This is a genomic window from Mycobacterium sp. NGS27 (genome assembly GCF_059813005.1).
On sequence record NZ_JCALDT010000011.1, the window covers coordinates 113,117 to 134,045 of the forward strand.

At 67.5% G+C, this 20,929-nt stretch carries 18 protein-coding genes; 6 read left to right on the forward strand and 12 right to left on the reverse strand.

The window, feature by feature from the left end:
• Positions 1–17 precede the first annotated feature (17 nt).
• Entirely contained in the window at positions 18–1,160 is a 1,143-nt protein-coding gene (locus AC5Y30_RS23865; RefSeq protein ID WP_499921540.1) for a PPE family protein, read from the reverse strand.
• Positions 1,161–1,195: 35 nt separating this feature from the next.
• Complete coding sequence (locus tag AC5Y30_RS23870) at positions 1,196–2,005, reverse strand: PPE family protein, SVP subgroup (protein ID WP_499921541.1); 810 nt, start codon at positions 2,003–2,005, stop codon at positions 1,196–1,198.
• Between the two features lie 294 nt (positions 2,006–2,299).
• Here AC5Y30_RS23870 and dapD point away from each other — a divergent pair, with 294 nt between their 5' ends.
• Positions 2,300–3,253 carry a 2,3,4,5-tetrahydropyridine-2,6-dicarboxylate N-succinyltransferase gene (gene dapD, locus AC5Y30_RS23875; protein ID WP_499921543.1) on the forward strand — a complete coding sequence of 318 codons (954 nt, stop codon included), beginning with the start codon at positions 2,300–2,302 and terminating at the stop codon, positions 3,251–3,253.
• 8 nt (positions 3,254–3,261) lie between these two features.
• On the opposite strand, the gene AC5Y30_RS23880 is transcribed toward dapD, so the two are convergent.
• The 4 genes from AC5Y30_RS23880 to AC5Y30_RS23895 form a co-directional block, all read right to left on the reverse strand.
• Positions 3,262–4,602, reverse strand: coding sequence for an MFS transporter (locus AC5Y30_RS23880; RefSeq protein ID WP_499921544.1), 1,341 nt, complete (start codon positions 4,600–4,602; stop codon positions 3,262–3,264).
• Between the two features lie 142 nt (positions 4,603–4,744).
• Positions 4,745–6,160: an acyl-CoA synthetase gene (locus AC5Y30_RS23885; protein WP_499921545.1), complete on the reverse strand. Its 1,416-nt coding sequence runs from the start codon at positions 6,158–6,160 to the stop codon at positions 4,745–4,747.
• Positions 6,161–6,189: 29 nt separating this feature from the next.
• Positions 6,190–7,095 carry an alpha/beta fold hydrolase gene (locus AC5Y30_RS23890; RefSeq protein WP_499921547.1) on the reverse strand — a complete coding sequence of 302 codons (906 nt, stop codon included), beginning with the start codon at positions 7,093–7,095 and terminating at the stop codon, positions 6,190–6,192.
• A 67-nt stretch (positions 7,096–7,162) separates the two neighbouring features.
• The gene (locus tag AC5Y30_RS23895) at positions 7,163–8,623 is read right to left on the reverse strand and encodes an aldehyde dehydrogenase family protein (RefSeq protein WP_499921548.1); all 1,461 of its coding nucleotides are present in this window, start codon (positions 8,621–8,623) and stop codon (positions 7,163–7,165) included.
• 198 nt (positions 8,624–8,821) lie between these two features.
• On the opposite strand from AC5Y30_RS23895, the gene AC5Y30_RS23900 reads away from it, so the two are divergent.
• The 4 genes from AC5Y30_RS23900 (at position 8,822) to AC5Y30_RS23915 (ending at position 11,478) form a co-directional block, all read left to right on the forward strand.
• Positions 8,822–9,367: an FAS1-like dehydratase domain-containing protein gene (locus AC5Y30_RS23900; protein WP_499921549.1), complete on the forward strand. Its 546-nt coding sequence runs from the start codon at positions 8,822–8,824 to the stop codon at positions 9,365–9,367.
• Complete coding sequence (locus AC5Y30_RS23905; RefSeq protein WP_499921551.1) at positions 9,367–9,777, forward strand: Zn-ribbon domain-containing OB-fold protein; 411 nt, start codon at positions 9,367–9,369, stop codon at positions 9,775–9,777. The genes AC5Y30_RS23900 and AC5Y30_RS23905 overlap by 1 nt, the downstream gene beginning before the upstream one ends.
• Before the next feature lie 73 nt (positions 9,778–9,850).
• On the forward strand, positions 9,851–10,300 hold the full coding sequence (locus AC5Y30_RS23910; RefSeq protein ID WP_499921552.1) for a MaoC family dehydratase: 450 nt from the start codon (positions 9,851–9,853) through the stop codon (positions 10,298–10,300).
• Complete coding sequence (locus tag AC5Y30_RS23915) at positions 10,297–11,478, forward strand: lipid-transfer protein (RefSeq protein ID WP_499921554.1); 1,182 nt, start codon at positions 10,297–10,299, stop codon at positions 11,476–11,478. The genes AC5Y30_RS23910 and AC5Y30_RS23915 overlap by 4 nt, the downstream gene beginning before the upstream one ends.
• 141 nt (positions 11,479–11,619) lie before the next feature.
• Here the strand turns inward: AC5Y30_RS23915 and AC5Y30_RS23920 are convergent, their stop codons facing one another.
• On the reverse strand, positions 11,620–12,582 hold the full coding sequence (locus AC5Y30_RS23920) for a proline dehydrogenase family protein (RefSeq protein ID WP_499921556.1): 963 nt from the start codon (positions 12,580–12,582) through the stop codon (positions 11,620–11,622).
• Complete coding sequence (pruA, locus tag AC5Y30_RS23925) at positions 12,582–14,213, reverse strand: L-glutamate gamma-semialdehyde dehydrogenase (protein WP_499921558.1); 1,632 nt, start codon at positions 14,211–14,213, stop codon at positions 12,582–12,584. The genes AC5Y30_RS23920 and pruA overlap by 1 nt, the downstream gene beginning before the upstream one ends.
• 83 nt (positions 14,214–14,296) lie before the next feature.
• On the opposite strand from pruA, the gene AC5Y30_RS23930 reads away from it, so the two are divergent.
• Positions 14,297–15,892: a PucR family transcriptional regulator gene (locus AC5Y30_RS23930; protein ID WP_499921559.1), complete on the forward strand. Its 1,596-nt coding sequence runs from the start codon at positions 14,297–14,299 to the stop codon at positions 15,890–15,892.
• An 18-nt stretch (positions 15,893–15,910) separates the two neighbouring features.
• Here AC5Y30_RS23930 and AC5Y30_RS23935 read toward each other — a convergent pair whose 3' ends face one another.
• The 4 genes from AC5Y30_RS23935 to AC5Y30_RS23950 all read right to left on the reverse strand — a co-directional run bounded on the left by AC5Y30_RS23935 (position 15,911) and on the right by AC5Y30_RS23950 (position 20,842).
• Positions 15,911–16,240, reverse strand: coding sequence for a DUF6955 family protein (locus AC5Y30_RS23935; RefSeq protein ID WP_499921561.1), 330 nt, complete (start codon positions 16,238–16,240; stop codon positions 15,911–15,913).
• Positions 16,237–17,496, reverse strand: coding sequence for a sulfate adenylyltransferase (sat, locus tag AC5Y30_RS23940; RefSeq protein ID WP_499921562.1), 1,260 nt, complete (start codon positions 17,494–17,496; stop codon positions 16,237–16,239). The genes AC5Y30_RS23935 and sat overlap by 4 nt, the downstream gene beginning before the upstream one ends.
• A 60-nt stretch (positions 17,497–17,556) precedes the next feature.
• Positions 17,557–18,225: an adenylyl-sulfate kinase gene (gene cysC, locus AC5Y30_RS23945; RefSeq protein ID WP_499921563.1), complete on the reverse strand. Its 669-nt coding sequence runs from the start codon at positions 18,223–18,225 to the stop codon at positions 17,557–17,559.
• 253 nt (positions 18,226–18,478) lie between these two features.
• Positions 18,479–20,842: an amino acid permease gene (locus tag AC5Y30_RS23950; protein WP_499921564.1), complete on the reverse strand. Its 2,364-nt coding sequence runs from the start codon at positions 20,840–20,842 to the stop codon at positions 18,479–18,481.
• Positions 20,843–20,929 lie beyond the last annotated feature (87 nt).

Sequence of the window (20,929 nt, forward strand, 5' to 3'; positions counted from 1 at the left end):
GCGATCGCAAGCGCGGGCTAGACGAGCAACTGCGTGGGCATCACCTTGGGCTTGACGCCGTAGCGCGGCCCCACGCCGTAGCCGCCCCGCCCCGCCGAGGCGACCGCCGGCATGCCGGACGCCCACGTGGTGTGCGCGTCTTCGGTGGGTGCGGTCCACCCCGTACCCGCGACGGTCGCGGCGGGGACCCGAGGCGTGGCCGCCGACCACGTGGCCGGCGTCGACAATCCGCCGACCGGGGACGCCGAGCCCATGCTCGCCAGCACCGGTGCGGCACCGACGCCCGCGGTGCTGACCGGCGCCGGGGCACTGACCAGGGCGCCGGAGCCGACCACGCCGCCCAGGTCGCCGGCCACGCTGGCGGAAGCCGCCGCGTCGAGGGTGTGGTTGTACAAGATGTTGGACACCATCGTGTTGAACACGTTCCACGACACCACGTCGAATCCGGCGTTGCCGATATTGGACACCAGCGGATCGCCCAGCACGCTGTCCAGCGCGCTCGCGCCCGGCGCGGCGGGTGCGGCCGGCGCCGCGAACGACTGCACGGCGTTGGGCACATTGGAGACGACCGAGCGCAGCCCACTGGTCTGCGCGGCCGTGGCCGCCGTCTGCGCGTCGAGCCCACCCGGGCTGTTGGTGGGCGCGGGCGATGTCAACGGGCTCAACTTGGCCGCGGCCGCCGACGCCGCGGCGTAGCCGTACATCGCGGCGGCGTCTTGGGACCACATCTCGCCGTACTGCGCCTCGGTGGCCGCGATGGCTGGGGTGTTCTGTCCCAGAACGTTGGTCGCGACGAGGGCCGCCAGCTGGGCCCGGTTGGCCGCGACCAGCGGTGGCGGCACCGTCATCGCAAAGGCCGCCTCGTATGCGGCCGCGGATGCCATGGCTTGGGCGGCCGCCTGTTGCAGCTGCGCGGCGGTGGTGTGCATCCACATCACGTACGGCGCGGCGGCGGTGGCCATCGCGGTCGACGACGGTCCGATCCACTCCTCGCCGGTCAGATTCGCAATCGCCGCCTGGCTGGCCGAGGCGGTCGTGCTCAGTTCGTCTGCCAGGCTGCTGAAAGCCGCGGCCGCGGCCATCATCGGACCGGCGCCCGCGCCGGTGTACATGCGCAGGGAATTGATTTCTGGGGGCAGTGCTCCGAAGTCGAAAGTCATTGTCGTGCTCCTGTTCTTGCTGACCTTGCGGGTTGTTAGACGGCCGGCGTGGGCATCACGGTGGGCTTGACGCCGTAGCGGGGCGCGCCGAGGCCGTAGCCGCCGCGTCCGGCGGTGGCCATCGACGGCACGCCACCCGGAATGGCGCTCACCGTCGTCGCCTGGGGCGCGGCGCTGGTGAACCCGGCGCCGGTCAGCGTCACCGGGGTGGAGCTGACCTCGGGGACACCACTTGCCGCCCAGCTCGGTGGTACCGACAATGCGCCGATCGAGGGTCCGCGGCCCATGCTCGCCAGCAACGGCGCCCCACCAATGGCTGCCGGCGCCGCCGGGGCGGGCGCGCTTGCCGGGGTTGCTGACGCGAGCCCGCCGGTGAAGTTGGGGATACCGGCCGCGCCGGGGACGGGAGCGAATTGCCCCTCGCCCAAGGTGATGAAGTCCGAGGCGGCGGCACCGGTGTTCTGACCCCACTCGATGAGGGTGCCGGCCGCGGCGTCCCCGGGGGGTGGGTCGGCGGCAGCGGCCGGTGCGGCGGGCAGCGCCGCGGCGCTGGTGGTGACTTTGTTCGCGGCTTCCGTCGTTCCATACGAGCCGGCGTTGCTGTCCAGGTTGTTCACCAGCGTCTGGTGAACAGCCTTCGCCTGGGCGCTGACCTGCTGGTACCACGCGCCGTAGGCGGAGAATTGCGCCGCCTGCAAAGCGGACACCTCGTCGGCGGCCGCGGGAGCGATGCTCGTGGTGGGAGCCGCGGCCGCGGCGTCCTGGGCGGCCATCGAAGAGCCGAGGCCTTCGAGGGTGCTCGCCGCGAACAACAGCGCCTCGGGCCGTGTGGTGACAAAGGACATGTTCTTCTCCTCGCGCAATCGGGCGGCCACGACGGGCCGGCGACAAAGGGACCTGCGGCTAGGCCGGTAACGACCCCGGAAGCTGCGTACCCGATACGCCGAAATTCACGCCTTGACCTGCTGAGACCGCCACCGTCGAGCGTCCCCGGCCGCGGGCGACGCATCCCGCGGTGACGAATTATCTTGCGCGCGTGGGTCTTTGGACGCAGGCCGGGGTGACTGCGCGGCCCCCGGCTTCGCCCTCGCGCAGGGCGGGCGGGGCCCGATGCCGGCCCACGAAGTAACCTGTCCGCCGTGACAAGAGCAGCAGGCGCCGAAGGAATAGGCCTGGCGACGCTGGCCGCCGACGGATCGATCCTCGACACGTGGTTTCCCGCACCGGAACTGACCACCACGGGTACCAGCGCGACGTCGCGGCTGGCGCTCTCCGATGTTCCCCCGGAGCTGACCGCGCTGATCGGCCGTGACGACGACCGCGGCACCGAGACCATCGCCGTGCGCACGCTCATCGGCTCGCTGGATGACGTGGCCGCCGACGCCTACGACGCCTACCTGCGATTGCATCTGCTCTCGCACCGATTGGTGGCGCCGCACGGGCTGAACGCCGGCGGCTTGTTCGGGGTATTGACGAATGTGGTCTGGACTAATCGCGGACCGTGCGCCGTCGAGGGTTTCGAGGCGGTCCGGGCCCGGCTGCGGCGCCACGGGCCGGTGACGGTCTACGGCGTCGACAAGTTCCCGCGCATGGTCGATTACGTCCTGCCGACCGGTGTGCGCATCGCCGACGCCGACCGGGTGCGCCTGGGCGCGCATCTGGCGCCGGGCACGACGGTGATGCACGAGGGCTTCGTCAACTACAACGCCGGCACCCTGGGGGCCTCCATGGTGGAGGGACGGATCTCCGCCGGCGTGGTGGTGGGCGACGGCTCCGACATCGGTGGCGGCGCCTCGATCATGGGGACGCTGTCCGGCGGTGGGACCGAGGTGATTTCGATCGGCAAGCGCTGCCTGCTCGGCGCCAACGCGGGCCTGGGCATCTCGCTGGGCGACGACTGCGTCGTCGAGGCCGGCCTGTACGTCACCGCGGGCACCAAAGTCCTTACGCCCGAAGGCAAAACGATGAAGGCGCTCGAGCTGTCCGGCGGCAACAACCTGTTGTTCCGCCGCAATTCGGTGAGCGGGGCGGTGGAAGTCGTGGCCCGCGGCGGTCAGGGCATCGCCCTCAACGAGGACCTGCACACCAACTGAGGGTGCACCTATAGGTCGGCGGGCACCCGCTCCGCGGCCGGGGCGGCGCCGAGCGCGGTTCCTTTGGTCTCGGGCAGCAGAGCGACGCACACGAGGCTGGTCGTTACCAGGGTCGCCATCATGAGCCCGATCGCCCAGCCGCCGTAGGTCGCCAACAAGGTGCCCGCCAACAGCGGCGGCACCGCGGCGCCGAGGATGCCGGCCAGGTTCATCGCCACCGCCACGCCGCTGTAGCGGTAGCGCGTGGCGAACAGCTCGGGGACGAAGGCCCCCGTGGGACCGTTGGCCATCGCCGCGCAGGCGAACATGCCGAGGACGGCCACCGCGTACGTGGCGGGGCTGCCGGTATCCATCAGCGGGATGACCACGAAGGACCACGGCAGACACGCCGCCAGCCCACACAGCATCACCCGGCGACGCCCGACGCGGTCGGACAGCCAGGCCCCGAACGAGACGAACACGATGCTGGTCAGCCCGGCCAGCGCGCCCACACCCCAGATGAAGCTGCGCGAATAGCCCAAGTGGGAGTGGGCGTACATGACGAGGAAGGTGTTGCCCAAATAGACGAAGCCCATGCCGCCCAGGAAGCAGCCCGCGACCAGCACGATCTCGCGGCGCTGCAGCCGCACCAGCTCGGCCAGTGGCGCTTTGGGCACCAGGTTGCGGGCCTTCTCCTCGACGAACAGCGGGGTCTCCTCGATGTTGAGCCGCACATAGAGGGCGATGCCGATCAGTCCGCTGCTGATCAGGAAGGGCACCCGCCAGCCCCATTCCAGGAACGCGGGGCTGCTCTCCCCCATGGTGAGGCTGACGGCGAGGAACGTCACGCTGGCCAGCACGCCGGCCGTGCCGCCGCCCAGCGAGGTGAACATGCCCCACCAGCCGCGTTTTCCGGGGGGCGCGTATTCGGCGCTCAGCAGCACCGACCCGGCCCATTCGCCGCCGACGGCGAAGCCCTGCAGCAACCGCAGCACGACAAGGATCAAGGGCGCCGCGACCCCGATTGACGCCGTGGTGGGGACCAGGCCCACGCTGACGGTCGACGCGCCCATGATGAGCAGGGTGGCGACCAGCGTCTTCTTGCGGCCCAGCCGGTCGCCGAAGTATCCGAAGACGGCCGCTCCCAATGGGCGGGACAGAAACGCCGTCGCGAACGTCGCCATCGAGGCGATGGTGGCCACCGTCGGCCCGAGGTGCGGGAAGAAGACCGCGGGAAACACCAGTGCGGCCGCGGTTCCGTAGATCAGGAAGTCGTAGAACTCGATGGCCGAGCCCACCAGGCAGGCCGCCGCGATCCGCCGCATAGGGGTCCGCCCGGCGGCGGCCGCGGACCGCGCCGGCTCACCCATGGTGGCGGCTCGCCGTCCGGTTGCGTCGATACACGGATACGACGGTAGGTGAAGCAGCGCGGGCACGCTCGGCCCTGAAGCTGGCAAGTTGCTGCGTGTCTCGGCGTCAGGCTGACCGGGCGCTGCCCGGGTGAGCGGTCGGTCAGCCGTCGGTCAGCAGCTGCTTCTTGAGGACCTTGCCCATGGCGTTGCGCGGCAGCGCGTCGACGATGCGCACCTCGCGCGGCCGCTTGTGCACCGAAAGCTCTTGGGCGACATAGTCGATCAGCTCGTCGCCGTCGGCCGACCCGACGACGTAGGCGACGATGCGCTGGCCCAGGTCCGCGTCGGGCATTCCGATGACGGCGGCCTCCTGCACGCCGGGGTGGCCGAGCAGCGCCGTTTCGATCTCGCCCGCACCGATGCGGTAACCGCCGGACTTGATCAGGTCGACCGACTCGCGTCCGACGATGCGGTGCATCCCGCCGGCGTCGATCACCGCGACGTCGCCGGTGCGGTACCAGCCGTCGGTGTCGAACGCCTCGGCGGTGGCTTCCGGCCGGTTCAGGTAGCCGTCGAACATCATCGGCCCGCGCACGTGCAGCTTCCCGACGGTCTCGCCGTCGTGCGACACCGGGCCGCCGTCGTCGTCCACCACCCGGGTCTGCACACCGGACAGCGGCAGGCCCACCCACCCCGGGCGTCGCTCGCCGTCGGCGCGCGTGGACACCGTGATCAGCGATTCCGACGCGCCGTAGCGTTCGATGGGTTGATGCCCGGTGAGCCCGGCCAGCCGGTCGAACACCGGCACCGGCAGCGGCGCGCTGCCGGAGACCAGTAGCCGCGCGGGGCGCAACGCCCGGGCGGCGGGCTCGTCGGCCCCCACCCGCGACCACACCGTGGGCACCCCGAAAAACAGCGTGCCCCGGTGCTCGGTCGCCGCCTGCGCGTAGCCCGCCGGCGTCGGCTTGCCGGTGTGGATGAAGCGATTGCCGATCCGCAGCGAGCCGAGCAGGCCAAGCACCAGGCCGTGCACGTGGAACAGCGGCAGGCCGTGCACCAAGACGTCGTCGGCCGTCCATTGCCAGGCTTCCGCCAGGGCATCGAGGTCGGCCGCGATCGCCCGTCGGCTCAGCACCACGCCTTTGGGTAGCCCGGTGGTGCCCGAGGTGTAGATGATCATCGCGGTGGCGTCCGGCGACGGCTCGGCATAGCGGTGCCAGGAGCGGGCGTGCAGCCGGACCGGGATGTGCGGCAGACCTTCCGGCTCGTCCGGCACCGGGCCCAGCCACGCCCGCACCCCGGAGTCGGTGAGCATGTGCCGGCGTTCGGCGGCGCCGACGTCGGCGGGCACCGGGACGAACGGCACCCCGGCGATCAGGCACCCGGTGACGGCCAGCACGGTCGCGGCGCTCGGGGCGGCGAGGATGGCAACCCTGCCCGCACCGCCCGCCCGCTCGGCCACCGAGGTGGCGGCGCCGACGAGGTCGCTACGGCTGAACACGGTTCCGTCGATGCGCACCGCGTCGGCGATATCGGTGGCGGTGAGCGCCGCGGGATTCAGGGACGCCAGCAGCACGTGAGCAGGCTACCCCGCTGCCGAGAAGGTCAGCCTCGCTCGTCCCAGATCTTCGTCAGGGTGGACAGGATCTCCTCGCCGCGGCCCAGGCCGCCGAGGTGGCTTTCGCCGGGGAGCACGATGAGCTCGCAGTCGGGCAGCCGGTGCACGACGTGCTCGCCGTGCGCGAACGGCACGATGTGGTCGCTGTCGCCGTGCCACCACCGCACCGGGACCTTGACCTCCTCGAGCCGGAATCCCCAGTCCTGGGTGAACAGGATGATGTCGTTGAACGGGGCCGCCAGCTGCTTGCGGCTGCCGTTGAGCAGGTCGTCGAGGAACATGGCCGCGAACTCGGGCCGGGTCAGCAGGCGCCGGTCGCCCTCGGGCGATATCGCGGCATAGAGATAGAGCGCGGGGTTGGCGACCGGACGGATGGACCGGATCACCAGGCTCGCGCCGATGCGCAGCGGGTCACCGCCCAGCCGCAGCAGCGGGGCCACCCGCTTGCCCAGGTTCATCAGGCCGCTGGTGATCCCCTCGTCGCCCAGGAAAGGCGCGACGCCACCGAGCACGCCGAGGGCTACCACCCGGTCCGGCAGCACCGCGGCGGACGCGAGCGCGTACGGGCCGCCGCCGGACAGGCCGATGACCGCCATCTTGTCGATGCCGAGGATGTCCGCGATGGTGCGCAGGTCGTCGCCGAACGCGCGGATGTTCTCGTATCGGTGCGGCGTCGACGAGCCGATCCCGGGCCGGTCCAGGCCGATCAGCCGGATCTTGTGCTGTTCGGCGTACAGGCGGGCCTCGACAGGGATCTGCCGACGGGCGCCGGGGGTGCCGTGCAGCCAGAAGAACGCGCGGCCCTGCGGGTCACCGAACTCCGCGAAGCCGATCTGGCGGTCCTCACCTACGGCGACGTTTCCTTCGAGCTTGGGGCGGGCGATCTCGATCATGTCGAGCAGCTTGACATGTCAGGTGTGGTTCACCCAAGCGGGCCCAATCGCTGGCGCGCGGGTCACCTTACGCGGGAACCCCGATGGCCATCGGTTCCATGTACTGATGCAACCCGCCGATGCCGCCGCCCTCGCGGCCCAGCCCGCTGAGCTTGAAGCCACCGAACGGCGCCCCACCGGGACTGACGCCGTTGACGGCGATCTGGCCGGTACGGATGCGGCGGGCCACGCCGACGGCGCGGTCCACGTCTTCGCCCCACACCGCACCGGAGAGGCCGTACTGCGAGTTGTTGGCGATGGCGACGGCGTCGTCATCGTCGCGGTAGCGCAGGACGGTCAACACCGGCCCGAACACTTCCTCTTGCGCGATAGTCGAATTCGGCTCCACATCGGACAGGATCGTCGGTTCGACGTAATAGCCGACGTCCAAGCCGGCGGGCCGGCCGCCGCCGGTCACCAGCTTCGCGCCGTCGCTGCGCGCTCCGGCGACGTGCGCCTCGACCCGGTCGCGTTGCGCGGCGCTGATCAGCGGACCCATCTGCACGTCGGGATCGGTGGGGTCGCCCACCTTGACCTCACGGGCCAACGCCGCAAGGCGATCGACGATGTCGTCGTGCAGCGAATCAGGCAACAGCAGCCGGCTGTGCAGAATGCAGGCCTGTCCGGCGTGCAGCGAACAGGATTCGAACAGCATCTGCTGCAGCATCTCGTCGCTGATGTGCGCGTCGTCGAGGACGATGCTGGCCGATTTGCCGCCCAGTTCCAACAGGATTCGCTTCATGGTGTCCCCGGCGGCGGACATGACCTGGCGTCCGACGACCGAGCTGCCGGTGAAGCTCACCATGTCGATGCGCGGATCGGTGGTCAGCAGCTTGGCCGCCTCGACACCCGAGGGCGTGACCACGTTGACCACCCCGGGCGGGATGTCGGTGTGCTCGTCGATGAGCCGTGCCAGCGCCAGCCCCGCCAGCGGTGTCAGCGGAGAGGGCTTGAGCACGACCGTATTGCCCGCGGCCAGAGCGTGATTCAGCTTCATCACGTTCAGGCAGTGCGGAAAGTTCCACGGCGTCAGCACCGAAACGACACCCAGCGGCGCATGCCGGAGCAACGTGGTCCCGGCGCTGCTGCCGCTGACCTCTTGGTCGACCAGCTGGGTGGCGAGCTGGGCGGCATGCATGGACATGAACCCGGCACCGTCGATCTGCATCATGCGCTCGTTCGAAACGCAGCCCCACTCCGCCTGCGCCAGCGCGAAGAAGTCGTCGGCGTGCTTGGTCAGCGCCTCGCCCAGCTGGTTCAGGCACGCGGCGCGCTGCTCGGCGGACGTGGTGCCCCACGGTCCGCTGTCGAAGGCGCGCCGCGCGGCCGCTATCGCGTCGCCAACCTGCGCGACGCTCGCGTTTGGTGCGGTGGCGATGACGGCCTCGGTGGACGGGGACACGTCGTCGTAGCGGCCGTCCTGCGGCTCCACCCAATTGCCGTCGATGTAGAGCTGGTAGGTCTGGACAAGAGCGGGCGAATCGGCCATGTGCTTCCTCCGGTCATCTGATCACTTGGTGTACTCGCCCCGGCAGCCGCCGTCAATCATCATTCGCGCGAATTCACCGCTGTCGCCGTGCTTTGCTGTCGTATTGACAGCGCGCGACGGCGCAGAGTACACACATTTCGTCGAGACAGATCGCATCAATCTGTCGGATCACCTGTCCTGCGAGAGGGGCTTTGCCAAGTGGCCGACTCAGAAACCGTCAGCGCCAAGGTGCGGGCCCTCGTCGGGCAGCCGACCGGCGGTACCGAAAAGCCCTCGCTGGCACCGGACCCGGTGAACCAGCCGATGATCCGGCACTGGGCGTACGCGATGGCCGACATGAACCCGGTATACCTCGACCCGGAGTTCGCGGCGTCGTCACGGTTCGGCGGCATCGTGTCGCCGCCGGTGATGCTGCAGACGTGGACGATGCCGTCGCCCAAGCTGGAGGGAATCGGCGAACGGGGTGGGGCTCCAGTTGAAATCCACAGCAATCCAACGGCGTTCCTCGATGAGGCCGGCTACACCAGCACCGTCGCGACCAATTCGGAGTTCGAGATCGAGCGGTACCCCCGGCTGGGCGACGTGATCAGTGCGACGACGGTCTACGAGTCGGTCTCCGACGAGAAGAAGACGGCGCTGGGCACCGGCTTCTTCCTCACCTGGCTGACCACCTACACCGACCAGAACGGTGAAGTGTTGGGGCGGCAGCGGTTTCGGGTGCTGCGATTCAGGCCGGCGAACTGATGGCGGCTCGTCTCGCGCCGGCGATCACCCCGGACACCGAATTCTTCTGGAATGGGTTGCGGGAGAATAAACTTCTGATCCAGCGCTGCGGTGGCTGTGGGAAGCTGCGGCATCCGCCGCGCCCGATGTGCCCGCACTGCCGTTCGCTGGAGTGGACGACGATCGAATCCTCCGGCCGCGGAACGGTCTACAGCTACGTGATGCCGCACGAGCCCAAGTTTCCGTTCTTCGAGTACCCCTACGTCGTCGTGCTGGTGGAGCTCGAAGAGGGCGTCCGTCTGGTGTCCAACCTGACCGGGGTCGATCCTTCCGATGTGACGCCAGGGTTGCCGGTCGAGGTCTACTACCAGGCGTTCGACGACGGCCTCGTCCTGCACCAATTTCGGCGCGGCGGCCAAGCGTCGCCATGAATTTCGGCTTCACCCTCGGTCCGGCTTCGGCCCAGCCGGCCCACCCCGGCGCAACCTACTCGGAAGGACCCGCATGACGCCAACCGCCGGCCGCACTTTGCAATGGCAGGACATTTCGGTCGGTGACGAGGTCACGCCGCTCGAAATCCCGATCACCACAACGATGATTGTCGCCGGCGCGATCGCCACCCGCGACTTCATGCCGGTGCACCACGACCGCGACTACGCCAAGCAGCAGGGCTCGCCCAACCTGTTCATGAACATCCTGACCACCAACGGCTACTGCGTCCGCTTCCTCACCGACTGGGCCGGCCCCGAGGCGATGGTGAAGAACCTGTCGATTCGCCTTGGGGTGCCGTGCTTCCCCGACGACCCGCTCAAGTTCACGGGCGGCGTCACCGGCAAGACCGAAGGGTCGGACGGCGAAAACTTCGTGGAGGTGTCATTCGCCGGCGCCAACAGCCTGGGCGACCACGTGTCCGGCACCGCGGTGCTCAGCCTGCTCGACGGGTCGGGCGCATGAGCCGGACGCGTCCGGGCAGCCTTCCCGGAAGTTGCGCCATCGTCGGGATCGGCCAGACGGAGTTCTCGAAGGAATCGGGGCGTAGCGAGCTGCAATTGGCATGCGAGGCAGTCAGCTCCGCACTCGACGATGCCGGCCTGGCCCCCGGCGACGTCGACGGCATGGTCACGTTCACCATGGATGCCAGCGACGAGATCGACATCGCCCGCAACGTGGGCATCGGCGACCTCAGCTTCTTCTCCCGCGTGCACCACGGCGGCGGTGCGGCCGCGGGCACCGTCGTACACGCGGCGATGGCCGTCGCCACCGGCGTCGCCGACGTCGTGGTCTGCTGGCGCGCGTTCAACGAGCGGTCGGGCTTCCGGTTCGGTGGCAGCGGTCGCAGCATGGCCGAAACACCCTTGTTCATGGCGCATTACGCGCCGTTCGGGCTGCTCACCCCCGCGGCCTGGGTCGCCGTGCACGCACAGCGCTACATGTCTACGTACGGCGTCACCAACGAAGACTTCGGCAGGATCGCTGTCGTCGACCGCAAGCACGCGGCGACCAACCCCGACGCGTGGTTCTACCAGCGCCCGATCACCCTGGAAGACCACCAGAATTCGCGCTGGATCGTCGAACCTGTGCTCCGCCTGCTGGATTGCTGCCAGGAGAGCGACGGCGGCGTCGCGCTGGTCATCACCAGCGCCGAGCGCGCCCGCGACCTGCGGCAGCCGCCGGCCATCATCGCCGCCGCCGCCCAGGGCGCGGCCCATAACGGCGAGATGATGACGAGCTACTACCGCGATGACATCACCGGGCTGCCCGAGATGGGTGTGGTGGCCCGTCAGCTGTGGCGCGACTCGGGGTGCAAGCCGCAAGACATCCAAACCGCCTTCATCTACGACCATTTCACGCCGTTCGTGTTCGTCCAACTCGAGGAACTCGGATTCTGCGGGCGCGGCGAGGCCAACGACTTCGCCACCATCGAGCGGCTGTCGCTGGGCGGAGAGTTCCCCATCAACACCAACGGCGGCCTGCTCGGCGAGGCCTACATCCACGGCATGAACGGCATCACCGAGGGGGTGCGCCAGGTGCGCGGCACCTCGCACAACCAGGTCGGCAACGTCGAACACGTGCTGGTCACCTCCGGAACCGGCGTGCCGACCAGCGGTCTGATTCTCACACCGGCCGGCTGAAGGAGAGTTGATGCCGTGGCTGGCGCTCCTGACCGCCCGCGACGGCGTTGAGCTTGAGAGCGAGCGTCGAGCGTGCAGCCTCGGCGGGCTTCATCGGCGTGTCGCCTACCGGTGTGCACGCTCAACGCCAAGGATGCACGCTCAACGCCGCTGCGCCAGCGCCCGCAGGAAGAACGCGAGATTGGCCGGCCGCTCGGACAGCCGTCGCATGAAGTAGCCGTACCACTGGGTGCCGAAGGGGACGTACACCCGCAGCTGGTTACCGGCCGCGACGAGACTCCGCTGCTCGTCGTCGCGGATGCCATAGAGCATTTGATATTCGAATTCGCCGCTGCGGCGGCCTGATTCGCGCGCCATCTCCGGCACCGCGCTGATGATCTCCGGATCGTGGGAGGCCACCATCGGGTAGCCGGACCCGGTCATCAGCACTCGCAGGCAGGCCAGGTAGGAGTCGTTGACCTCGGCGGGCGCGCGGCGAGCCAGCGAGGCGGGTTCGTCGTAGGCGCCCTTGCACAGCCTGACCCGGGCGCCGGAGTCGGCGAATTCTTCGCAGTCGTCCAGGGTGCGCCGCAGGTAGGCCTGCAGAACCACGCCCAGCCAAGGAAATTCGGTGCGCAGGTCGCGCACGATGCGCAGCGTCGAATCGGTGGTGGCGTGGTTCTCGGCATCGACGGTGACCCACACAGCCGCGCGCTGGGCGGCCGCGCAGATCGACCAGGCGTTCTCCCGCGCGATCTTGTGCCCGTCGCGTCCCAGCGACTGCCCCAGCGCCGACAGCTTGACCGAGACTTCCAAAGGCCGGACTACGCCGCTCGTGGGACCGAGCCCATCCAGCGCCTCGATCAGGTCCAGGTAGACCCGCACCGCCGCGTCGGCGCCGTCGGGGTCGGCGACGTCCTCGCCCAGATAGTCGACGCTGACGAAGCGGCCCGAATCACGCAGGGCCGCTGTGCAATTCAGGGCCGAGTCAATCGTCTCCCCGGGGACGAACCGGTGCACCACTTTCCGGGTGACCGCCAGCCGTTCGGCGGTGCGGCGCAAGCCATCGCGGCGGCTCGCGGCCCTGATCGCCGGGCGCAGCGTGGCGGCGAACAGCCCGGCCATCAGTCGGCGCCCATATGCGGATAGGTGTGGTCGGTTGCGGGGATGAAGGTCTCCTTGATGGTGCGAGCCGACGTCCAGCGCAACATGTTCAGCATCGATCCGGCTTTGTCATTGGTGCCCGAGCCGCGCGACCCCCCGAACGGCTGACGCCCGACGACCGCACCGGATGGCTTGTCGTTGATGTAGAAGTTGCCGGCCGCGAACCGCAGCCGATGCTGGGCGGTGAGCACGGCGTCGCGGTCCTCGGCGATGACCGCGCCGGTCAACGCGTAGCGAGACCCGGTGTCGACGACGCCGAGGATCCGCTCGTAATCGTCGTCGGGGTACACGTGCACCGACAGCAGCGGGCCGAAGTATTCCGTCGCGAACGACTCGTCGCCCGGATCGTCGGACAGTAATACCGTGGGCCGGACGAAATAGCCTTCGCCGTCGTCGTATTCGCCACCGACGGCGATGGTGACGTGCGGCGCGCCCTTGGCCCGTTCGATGGCGTCGACGTTCTTGATGAAGGCGCGCCGGTCGATCAGCGCCCCCCCGAAGTTGGTCAGATCGGTGACGTCGCCGTAGCGCAACGCCGCGGTCTTGCCCAAAAAGTCGTCACCCATGCGGCGCCACACCGACTGCGGTATGAAGGCCCGCGACGCCGCCGAGCACTTCTGGCCCTGGTAGTCGAAAGCACCGCGGATCAGCGCCGTGCACAACACGTCCGAGCGCGCAGAGGCGTGTGCGACGACGAAGTCTTTGCCGCCGGTCTCGCCGACCAGCCGCGGATAGCTGTGATAGCGGCCGATATTGGCGCCCACCCGCTGCCATAGCTGCTGAAACGTCGCCGTCGACCCGGTGAAGTGGATTCCCGCCAGCCGCGAGTCGTCCAGCGCCACATCGGACACGGCGAAGCCGTCGCCGGTCACCAGGTCGATCACCCCGGGCGGCAATCCGGCCGCCTCGAGCAATCGCATGGTCAGGTAGGCCGACAACGTCTGGGTGATCGACGGCTTCCACACCACGGTGTTGCCCATCAGCGCCGGAGCGGTCGGCAGATTGCCCGCGATCGAGGTGAAGTTGAACGGCGTGATCGCGTACACGAAGCCGTCCAGCGGCCGGTATTCGCTGCGATTCCATTCCCCCGGCCCGCTGATCGGCTGCTGCGCCAGGATCTGCCGCGCGAACGCCACGTTGAATCGCCAGAAGTCGATCTGCTCGCAGGGCGCGTCGATCTCGGCCTGGTAGACCGACTTGGATTGGCCGAGCATGGTCGCGGCGGCGATCTTCTCCCGCCACGGCCCGGCCAGCAGGTCGGCGGCGCGCAGGAATATCGCGGCACGCTCGTCGAACGGCATTGCCGCCCAATCGGATTTCGCAGCGGTTGCGGCTTCGATGGCGGCGGTCGCATCCGCGTGCCCGGCGTTGGTGAGGGTGCCCAGCGTCGCGGCGTGCCGGTGGGGCTGGACGACGTCGATGCGCTCGCCGTCGCCCATGCGGTGTTTGCCGCCGATGACATGCGGGAGGTCGATCGGGTGGTCGGCCAGAGCGGCCAGTTCGGCGTTGAGGCGGGTGCGCTCCGGGGAGTGCGGTGCGTATTCGTGGACCGGCTCGTTGGCCGGCATCGGGACCTGGGTTATCGCGTCCATGCCGCAAGGATCCCCGCGGCGGGCGCGCAGTGAATTAGCCGATCGGACAAGATGAGCCGCTAGCGGTAGTAAGATCGGACAACATGTCCGGCGTGGGGCTGGGACAGCTGCTACTTGCGTTGGACGCGACCCTGGTGAGCCTGGTTGACGCGCCCCGGGGCCTGGACCTGCCGGTGGCGTCGGTGGCGCTGATCGACTCCGACGACGTGCGGCTCGGGCTGGCGGCCGCGGCGGGTTCCGCCGACGTCTTTTTCCTGTTGGGTGTCGTCGGCGACGAGGCCCTGCGGTGGATGGACAGGCAGACGCGCGAACACGTGCCGGTGGCCATCTTCGTCAAGGAACCCTCGAATGCCTTGGTGGCCAAGGCGGTTGCGGCCGGCTCGGCTGTGGTGGCCGCCGACCCGCAGGCCCGCTGGGAGCGGCTCTATCAGCTGGTCAACCACGTCCTGGAGCATCACGGTGACCGCGCGGACGCGACGGACGACTCGGGCACCGACCTGTTCGGGTTGGCGCAGTCGCTCGCCGACCGCATCCACGGCATGGTCAGCATCGAAAACGCCCAATCGCACGTCCTGGCCTATTCGGCCTCCAACGACGAAGCCGACGAATTGCGCCGCCTCTCCATCCTGGGCCGGGCGGGTCCGCCCGAGCACCTCGAGTGGATCGCCCAGTGGGGCATTTTCGATGCGCTGCGGTCGGGAGGTGACGTGGTCCGCGTCGCCGAGCGGCCCGAGCTGGGACTGCGACCGCGACTGGCCGTAGGGGTCTTTCAGCCCCCGCCCGACGCGCGGCGATCCCCGGTGTTCGCCGGCACCATCTGGGTACAGCAGGGCTCGCAACCGCTCGCCGACGACGCCGAGGAAATGGTGCGCGGTGCCGCCGTGCTGGCGGCCCGCATCATGTCGCGGTTGGCGGCCCGACCATCGACGCACGCCCGCCGGGTGCAGCAACTTCTCGGCCTCGCCGATGCGGATGCGGATGCGCATGTCGACGCGGCCGCCATCGGCCGTGAACTCGGTCTTGCCGCCGGCGGCGATGCGGCCGTGATCGGATGGGACGTGGCGGACGGCTCGCCGCGTCACGCTCGGCTCGCTGACGTCATTGCGCTGAGCGCCAGCGCTTTTCGTCACGACGCCCAGGTCGCCTCGCACGGTGCGCGAACGTATGTGCTCCTCCCGCAGACGCACAACCGGGCCGTCACCTCATGGGTGCGCGGCACCATCGGCGCCATGCGCGCCGAACTCGGGGTGCAGCTGAGGGCGGCGATCGCCGCACCGATCGCCGGCCTTGCGCGGGCCGCCGCCGCGCGCATCGAAGTCGACCGCGTGTTGGACAGCGCAGAGCGGCATCCGATTTCGTTCGGACAAGTCACGTCGTTGGCCGAAGCGCGTACCGCCGTGCTGCTCGACGAAATCGTGACCCTGGTCGGTAGCGACGAGCGGTTGATCGATCCTCGGATCGCGGCGTTGCGCGCTGACGATCCGGTGCTGGCCGAGACGCTGCGGATCTATCTGGATGCCTTCGGCGACATCACCGCGGCCGCGCAATCGTTGCGAGTGCACCCGAACACGGTTCGCTACCGGGTGCGCCGGATCGAGAAGTTGTTGTCGGCGTCGCTGGCCGATCCCGAGGTGCGGCTGCTCTTTTCGCTGAGTTTGCGGGTGCTGGAGAGCGACTAACGCGCTCGGCGACGGCCCCTATTGGCTGTTCGCCGTCTCGGATTCCTCGAGAAAGTGACCCACCACATCCGGGCCGGTGGAGTGCATCTTGATGGAAAGCTCCAGCAGCCTGTCCTTGGCCTGCTTCGGGAGCAGTTCGATCGAGCGGGTGGTCGCCGAGTCGTACTTCGCCCCGGGAAAGCGCTGCAGCAGAACGTCTTTCTGCTCCTCGGTGGCGTAGATCTCGAGCAGCTTCATGCCGGCGAACGCCTCGATCGCCCGGTCCGCCATTCCCGCATTGGCCAGCGCCTCCAGGCGTTCCTCGTTGATCCAGACGTTGACCTTGATCCTCTTGCCACCCGCGCTCATGAGTTCTCCAATTGGTTCAGCGTAAAGACCGGCAGTCTGTCTTTCAGATACTCCTCGGTGACGAACGGCGAACCCTGGCCGTACTTGGCGGCGCTGTCCATCACCACTTCGAACACCTCGTGCCGCATCACCTTTTGGGTCGGCTTGACCTCGTCGGTCAGGATGCTGCGAATCAGGCTGCCGCTGAAGCTTTGTGACTTTTCGTCGTGGCCGCACAGCGCCGAGTTGGTGACCTCCTGGCACACCGGGCAGTACCAGTTCTCCCGCAAGAACACCGGTTTGATCCCCAGCTCGCCGCGGTGCTGCTTGAGGATGTTCTGGGAATCGTACGGGTGGTAGAAATCCCCGACGCCGGCGTGGTCGCGGCCGAACATGTGATGTGTGCAGCCGAGGTTCGTCCGCAAGATCGCATGGAAGATGGCCTCCCGGGGCCCCGCATAGCGCATGTCCCACAGCGTGAACGACACCAGGTGGACGTCCTCGCGGAAATACCCGCTGGTCCGCAATGCGTTCTGCGCCAACAGGATTGCCTCGTCGATGTAGTCTCCTACACGTTTCTGGCCGATGATGGCATTGACCAGCACACCGGTGTTCAGGTTGTCGACGGGCTGGTCCTCGTTGGCCGCCAGCCACGCCTGCTTCATCAAGGCCTCGTGGCCGGTGTGCGGAACGTTTCGGGTCTGATGGGCGACCGCACGCTTCCAATCCTTTTTCGCCAGCGCATCCTTGTGCTGCCGCGGAGTCAACCAGAAGCTCTTGAACGGCTCGTTGAACACCGGCTCATTGATGAGCGTGATATCACCGCCGATGAAGCGATTCGCGTAAGCCAGGGTCTTCTTGACTCCCGGGTGCCGCGGATCGGTGGTCCCGTAGGTCTTTTCGGCCATCCGCTCCAAGTCGTACTCGTAGATCTCGGAGACCTCGAAGATCGCCATCGGGGCATCGAGATATTCGAGCACGACGCGTTCGCCCTCTTTCACCCCGAACTTTTCGACGTCTTGCGCGGACAAATCGAAGACGATCGGGATGCTCCACAGCGTGCCGTCGGGCAGTTGAAAGTCGTCCAGCGTGCCATCCACTTCGCGCCGGCCCATGAACCCCGACAGCGGGGTGAAGAACCCGTACGACAGGCTGATCACTTCGTGCGCGGTGGCTTTGGAGATCGGGATGCGCGCCAGCCCATCGATCTGACTCGCCGCATTCTGCGTGGACACCCGTTCCACGATCGGCTTCCCGTTATGACCCTGATAGCTCATGAACATGACCTCGTTTCGGTAATCAGCGACCGGACGACGCCGTCACTGCCGGACTGTCCGCTACGCGTCTCGGCGGACCGGGCCCGAGATGACACCGACCCGCTCGAGGTGGGCGATGACCTCCTCGGCCAGCGTGTCCGCGTCCTTGCTGCCGCCTTCGAGCCTCAGTTCCGGTCGCGCCGGTGCCTCATAGGGGTCGTCGATTCCGGTGAATCCCTTGATCTCGCCGGCCCGGGCTTTCTTGTAGAGCCCTTTCGGATCACGCTGCTCGCAGATCTCGATCGGGGTGTCGATGAAGATCTCCTGAAAATCACCGTCGTGCAAGGTGGCCCGAATGGCGTCACGATCGCGAACGTAAGGGCTGATGAAGGCCGTCAAAGCGATGACGCCCGATTCGCAGAACAGCTTCGCGACGGCGCCGATCCGGCGAATGTTCTCCTCGCGATCCTGGGCGGAGAATCCCAGACCGAACCGCTTCGCGAACTCGGGCCCATGGCGCTCTTCGAGCAGTTCCGGGCCGGCATTGAGCCCATAGCGGACGTTGTCTCCGTCCAGCAAGAAGCTGCGTATGCCGCGCTCGTAGAGCTTCTGCTCGACGACGTTGGCCACCGTGCTCTTGCCGCTGCCGCTCAAGCCGGTGAACCAGATGACGCAGCCCTTGTGCCCATTGAGGCCCTCGCGCTCGGCGCGGCTTATCTGATGTTCGTGCCAGGTGATGTTGTTGGCCATCTCCAGCTCCTGTTCACGACGTTTCGGCCGCGTAGACGCGTGCGCACGAGCGGGAACCGACCGTCTCGACAGACGATGACGAAACCCTTACGGCCACTTACCATCCTTCGCATCGCATCGATCCTGGCCACCCACTTACCCATATTGTTTATCAATCAATCCGGATCAGAACCAGTCCACAAGTAAAGATGGCCAAATTAAGCCGGTTTTTCCTGACGACCATCCTGCGGGAAACCGCCTAGGGGCCGCGGAGCTACGTCTCGCTGGTTTGTCCGGAATCCTCGGACTCGGTGTCCTTCGCCGGATCCTCGATGACGTGATAAGTCGGATCGATCAACGACATGGGCCGGTTGCCGGATTGCTTGGGCTTGCCCGTGATCCGCAGAACCTGACCGGGCGCGATGTCGGCCCCACCGTGCCCGGAGCGGAACGTGACGCCGATTTCGCCGCTGTTGTCGCCTACGACGACGTGGCGGCGAGTCCGCCTGCCTTCGTTGATGTCTTCGATTTGATTCACCCGTCCTTCAAACGTGGCGCGCTGCCCGGGTATCAGACCCGATACGGTGATCAGCGCGGGCCCGCGGTCGGGGTGTTCATACGCTTCCACAACCTGGTCTTCGTCCTGGCTGATCCAGGCTTCCATCTTGTCGAGCTCGCGTGCGACCCGTTGCTCGAAGTTGTGCGGGTACGCCTGCTGGATCCGCGTTTGCACGTCGTAAGGCACGATCGTCGCCGCAGCGTCCGGAATCAGGCTGACCGCGCGGGAGACTTTGTCCGCGGTGCGGTCGTGCAGAAGGCGACCCAGCAATGGTGCGTACGTGCGGCGCGGTAGTAACACCGTGACGTTGGTGTTCCGATGCTCATCGCGAGCTTTGGCGACCAACACCTGCGCCGCCCGGGTGATCCGCCGGTCTGGGCAGTCCACCACTCGCAACGGGGTGTCGAGTTCGAAGTGGTCCCAGCGCTTTCGCAGCTGCGCCGCGTGGGCCGGGTCGACCATGAAATGCACCGCGATCAACTCGTCGGCCCGCAGTCCCCTGCCGTAGCGCAGCGCCTCGATCACCGCCAGGTCAACGGAGTTCACAAACACGAAGACCTTGTGCCGCGCGTATTTCACCAATTCCGGACGGTCGGTGCGGAACATCTCGAGAATCGCTGCCTCGGCACGGTATTCGCGATTGAGTCGCATCAGCACGAACACCAGCAAGGGGAACACGACGACCACCAGCCACGCACCCTCGGTGAATTTCGCGACCGCGAAGATGCCCACCACGATCGTCGACAGAATCGCCGCGGACAGGTTGATCGCCAGCCGGCGCCGCCAACCCCGCTCCCGGTGCGTGAGATGGTGTTTGGTCATGCCGTAGCCGGCCATCGAAAAGCCGGTGAACACGCCGATCGCATAAAAAGGCACCAGCGCGTTCACCGAACCGCCCGTCACCAGCAACAGAAGCACCGACAGGCCGGTCAGCGCGATGATCCCGTTGGAGAACACGAGTCGGTGCCCACGTTTCATCAGCTGGCGTGGCAGGAACCGATCTTCCGCAACGAAACTGGCCAGAGCCGGAAATCCGTTGAAACTGGTATTCGCCCCGGTGAACAAGATGGCGGCGGTAGACGCCTGAACCAGCGTGAAGAAGACGTCGCCGAGCACGCCGTGCCCGAACACCGCTCGCCCGATCTGCGACAAGACCGACGGATATTCTTCCAGATATGGGGTGGCATGGGTGACGTACGCGAGGAAGGCGACACCACCGAGTAAGAAACCCAGAATGGCTGCCATCGCGGTAAGCACCCGACGTGCGTTGCGCCCCTGAGGCTTTCGGAACACGTCGACGGTATTCGAGATCGCCTCGACCCCCGTCAACGACGAACCCCCATTGGCGAACGAGCGCAACAGCGTCAACACCGTGGCGCCCATCACCAGGCCACCGCCCTGATGGACCGGCACCGTCCCGGCCAGGTGTGCCGGGTCGTATACCGGCAGATCGCCGAATAGCGCTCGCACCACCCCAACGATGATCGTCAAGCCGACCATGGCGGCGAAAAAGTAGGTCGCGAACGCGAACTGCCATCCCGCTTCCTTGAGCCCGCGCAGGTTCAAGTAGCAGATCATCACCACCACCCCGACGGTAATTTGCAGACTATGCGGGCCAAGCGCAGGGATGGCGGACACCACCGCAACCGTCCCGGCCGCCGACTGCACAGCGACGGTGACGACATAATCGATCAACAGTGCCGCGGCCGCGACCTGCGCGACCCGGGGCCCGAAATTCTCCCGTGCGACGATGTACGACCCACCCGCTCGGGTGTAGGCCATCACGACCTGACGATAAGACGCGGCGACCAAGACCAAAATCAGCAAGATGACGCCGGTGATGGGAAGCAACAACACGAATGCCGCAAGACCTGCATGCGGCAGCAATTCGATCAAGACCTGTTCGGGGCCATAGGCCGTCGACGAGATCGCGTCCGGCGACAGGGCCCCCAGCGCCACCGGATTCGAAAGCTTTTCCGATGCCAAGTCTTCGGTGATCAGCGGCTTCCCAAGGAACACCCGTTTCGCGATGTCCCCTACCGAGAGCGGGATGCGCAGCTTGCCGGTCGAACTGGTCACGACCACCGTCCTTACCCCGAGAACGTGAAATGCCTCCGATGCATTGTGCACGCAAGGGCGGGCTCTAGATGCCCAGGTGGTGGAGTC